Source organism: Devosia sp. (genome assembly GCF_017307565.1).
Taxonomy (GTDB): Bacteria; Pseudomonadota; Alphaproteobacteria; order Rhizobiales; family Devosiaceae; genus Devosia.
In genome coordinates, this window is the sequence record NZ_JAFKHD010000067.1 from 1 (window position 1) to 4,261 (window position 4,261).

The 4,261-nt window shown below is 59.2% G+C and carries 2 protein-coding genes and 1 pseudogene; all 3 read right to left on the minus strand.

Going from position 1 to position 4,261, the window contains the following annotated elements; all coding sequences use genetic code 11:
- A pseudogene (locus J0I64_RS01335) lies at positions 1-297 on the minus strand (ABC transporter permease); the annotation flags it as partial.
- A 392-nt stretch (positions 298-689) separates the two neighbouring features.
- Positions 690-2,618, minus strand: a complete 1,929-nt coding sequence (locus J0I64_RS01340) for an ABC transporter substrate-binding protein (RefSeq protein WP_291405663.1) — start codon at positions 2,616-2,618, stop codon at positions 690-692.
- 275 nt (positions 2,619-2,893) lie between these two features.
- Positions 2,894-4,261: alpha-N-arabinofuranosidase (locus J0I64_RS01345; RefSeq protein ID WP_291405665.1), on the minus strand; the 1,368-nt coding region annotated here is incomplete at its 5' end.

Consider the following 4,261-nt stretch of genomic DNA (forward strand, 5'->3'; position numbering starts at 1 on the left):
GGGCGTCGGGAAGGCCATCAGCGAAGCGCCGAGGTCACCATGCAGCAGCCGTGTCCAGAAGTTAAAATACTGGGTCAGCATCGGCTGCCCGGTCCCGAACATCGCCGTCAGCGCCTCGCGCGTCGAAGCAATGGCTTCGGGCGACAGGTTCGATCTGGCCGAAAGTCGCCCCAACACCTGTTCCACAGGGTCGATGGGCGAGAGATACGTCACGAGAAACATGGCCGAAACGCCGAAGAATATCACCGCCAACATCAGCAGCGCGCGCTTCGCCACGAAATAGAGATAACCTTGCATACGGATTCCTCAACCGTCCGTGCCTAGTGCGGTCCGCGATTTCTCGTGAGCCGCTATGTCGCCCCACCCACCAGATCTCCCCTCGCCCCTTGCGGGAGAGGGACAGATTTTCTGCGTTCAGCAGAAAATCAGGGTGAGGGGTATCTTTCCTCCGCAGAGGAGCTTGTTTCATCCACCGGCTGTCACCCCGGCGCAGGCCGGGCCCCATCTCCCGCCGGCCGTGAGCCAAGCCAGCCTTCAAATGTGAGGAGCTTCAAACCACCCGGCCATTCGAGCGCAGCTCTCATGGCCTTCTCGCCTCAAATCGCTCCACTGGAGCGATTTGCCCGATGGGGCGGCTCGAAGCCCCCAAAGCAGCGTGGCTTGCACCACGCCACTCGGGAGAACGCTCTTTACGCCCCAGCCACCGGCGCAATCTGGGTGAAGATGTACCGACCGTTCGACCAGTTGGTCACCGGGTTCGCATAGTTCTTCTCGGCGTTCGGCCAGCCGGTCCAGAACTTGTTCGACTGGATGGAGAACACGTTGTAGGCCATGATCGGAATGTTCGGCATTTCTTCGAGATGCAGCTTCACGAAGTCATGGCCGTATTCGATGCCCTTGGGATCGTTGAAGTCGATACCGCGGATCTTCTCGATGATTTCGTCGAGACGCGGATCTTTCCAGCGCATCCAGTTGCGGTCAGGCTGCGAGGCGCCAGGCGCAGCGACATAGGCCGAGTGGTAGCTGTCCATGAAGAACGACAGGTCGGGGTGACCGCCCCAGGTTTCCACGGCCCAGGCGATATTGCACTCGTAGTTGCCCACGCGCTGGCGGCCCCAGGTGTCGGCGTCGACTTCGGCCTGCGCGCCGATACCGTTCTGGGCCCAGGTCTGGGCAATGATCACGCCGAGACGGTTGACCACGCCTTCCTGCGGTACCATCACCGAGAAGGTGAAGGGCGTGCCATCAGGCTGCATCCACTGGTTGCCGTTCTTGGTGAAGCCGGCTGCCGTCAGCAGTTCTTCCGCTGCCGGAATGTTCTGCTTCCACCAGCCATAGCCGAAGGCGTTGCGGATCGCCGCTTCGTCGGTCGGCACGGCATCGCCGAATTGTGGGCGCACCATATCGGCAATCTGCATGCCGATATTGGGATCGTACGGCTTCACCTTGCTGGTGCCGGTGTCGATCTCGTAGTTGGTCAGGAATTCCTGCAGCGGCGCATGGTAGTCGCGCGGATGCGTACCGGTCGGCGGCACCGAAATGGCCGAGAGCGTTGCCGCACCGCGATAGGACGCCATCGACATGGCGCGTGCATCGAGCATCAGCGCCAGAGCCCAGCGGACGCGCTTGTCCTGGAATTTGGGGTTCTGGTGGTTGAAGATCGCCATCACCAGCGTCGGATCGGGATGGGCATAGGGGAAGCCCGGGAACCAGCCCTGGATCTGCGGATCCTGCTGCACCACCGAGAACGTGCCTTCCGGCGTCAGGTCGTGCACCATGTCGAGATTACCGTTGCGGATCTCGATCAGGCGGTTATCGGTCGAAATATTGTTGCGGTAGATGACATATTTTGGCTTCGGCTCGGCAATCATGCCCATCGCCGTGCGCTGCCAGTCTTCGCGCTTCTGCCAGATGTACCAGGTGCCGTTCGGATCGAACGAGTGCAGCGTGTACGGCCCGATGCTGACGGGCGGGTTCGCGTCATAGCTGAGAATGTCTTCGACGCCCTCATAGACATGCTTGGGCATGATCCAGGCGGCGGTCCAGCGCACAGAGAACAGCGCATGGAAGCGGGAATTGGGTTTGTTGAGCTTGAAGTGCACCGTGTATTTGTCCGGTGCAGTGACTTCGGCGACCTGGTTCGAGAAGGCACCATTGTAAGGCGTGCCGGGCGTTGCCGCCTGCTTCTGCACCGTGAACACCACGTCGTCGGCGGTAAACTCGACGCCGTCGCTCCAGAAAATGCCCTGCTTGAGCTTCACGGTCATTTCCGAGAAGTCTTCATTATACTGCCAGAGGTCGTCGGCGAGCGAATTGTAGACCGCATTCTCGCTGGCACCTTCGACGCCGGCATCGGGATCGATGAACCAGAGCGTGTCGGTGGTCAGCTGGTGCAGGCCGTTCGACGTGCCATTGCCCGCGCCCACGGCCCAGAGGTTGAACCATGCCGGGTTGCGGATGATCCCCTCGGGATTGTGCACGATGACCGTTTCATTGCGCGGGAACTGCGCCAGATCCGGGGCGGTGCCCCCGGCTTCCTGTGCAAAGGCCAGGCCCTTGCCGGCGACCATCAATGCGCCAACCGCTGTCGTTCCGATCAGGAAACTGCGTCTATCCATTCTGTGTCCTCCCTTGGCGAAATGCCTCCCGCATTTCGCTCCCGGCACCCTCCAGTGCCGTCATAAGTCATACTTAAACAGGGGGCAGGGGTTGTCAATCGCTTTAATGATACAAATCGGAAAACATGATATAAAATAAACAGGGACACATCGTTGCCGATGCGTCCCCATTTCCACCGGTGGGAGTCCGGTGGTGTTAACAGTCTGCTAGCCAAGTCGCGGCGCAATGCACCTTGGTGAAAGGCCGGGTGAGGGGGCCCTTCTGGCCCGAGGCTTTACAGCTTCACCCGCACCATCTGGTACGAATAGGGCGGCAGTTTTACGCTCAGCTTGCCATCGGCAACCTTGGCGCCTTCGCCCTTCTTCGGCTTCACTTCATCCTGGTTCTTGGCCGTGTTGACGGCCTTCAAGTTCGGATGCGTCATCACCTGGTGGTCGATCACGGTGCCGCCGGCAAAGCCCTGCAGGCTCACTTCCGTCTCGATGCTTTCGCTGGTGTGGCGATTGACGAGGAAGAAGCTCAGCGTGCCTTCCTCTTCATTGTGTACGCCGGAAACGTCGACATAGGCCGTGTCCTTGGCATGCGTCGTTTCATAGCCCGGCGAATTGGTGACAAGCTGCAGCGCCGTACCGCGACCAAACACCGAAGCGAAGAAATACGGGTAGTAAATCGTCTGCGCCCAGGCAGGCCCACCCTTTTCCGTCATGATCGGCGCGATCACGTTTACGAGCTGGGCGATACAGGCGATCTTCACCACATCCGAGCGTCGGATAAAGGTGTTGAGGATCAATCCCACCATCAGCACGTCTTCGAAGTTATAAATATCTTCGAGAAGACCCGGCGCATGCGGCCAGCCGCCATTGCCGTCGAGGATCTCGCGATCCTTCTTGTTGGAATGATACCAGACGTTCCATTCGTCGAAAGAAATATAGACATCCTTCTTCGACTTGCGCTTGGCCTTCACCTGCTTGATCGTCGAAGCGACGGTCTCGATATAGGTGTCGAGCTTTTCGCTCAGCCCGAGATAGTTCGGGGTATTGTCGTCGCGATTGGCGAAATACATGTGGAGCGAGATGTGATCGACGTGATCATAGGTGTGCTCCAAGACGATGCGTTCCCAATCGGGATAGCTCTGCATATCCGAGTTCGACGAACCGCAGACGATCAGTTCGAGGTTCTTATCGAACATGCGCATGGCGCGCGCAGTATTCGCGGCGAGCTTGCCATATTCGTGCGCGTCCTTGTGGCCGACCTGCCATGGGCCGTCCATCTCGTTGCCGAGACACCACATTTTGACGTTCCACGGCTCCTTGCGACCATTCTTAATGCGCAGGTCGGACCAGTATGAACCGCCGGGATGATTGACATATTCGAGGAAGTTACGAGCCTCGTCGACGCCGCGCGAACCAAGGTTCACGGCCAGCATCATCTCGGTGCCAACAGTGGCGCACCAATCGGCAAATTCGTGCACGCCAACGGCGTTGCTTTCCGAAGTATGCCAGGCGAGATCGAGACGAACCGGGCGCTCCTCACGCGGTCCGACGCCATCTTCCCAGTTATAGGCGGAAACGAAGTTACCCCCGGGGTAGCGCACGACGGGTACATTGAGATCCTTCACCAGCTTGGCGACGTCGCCACGCAT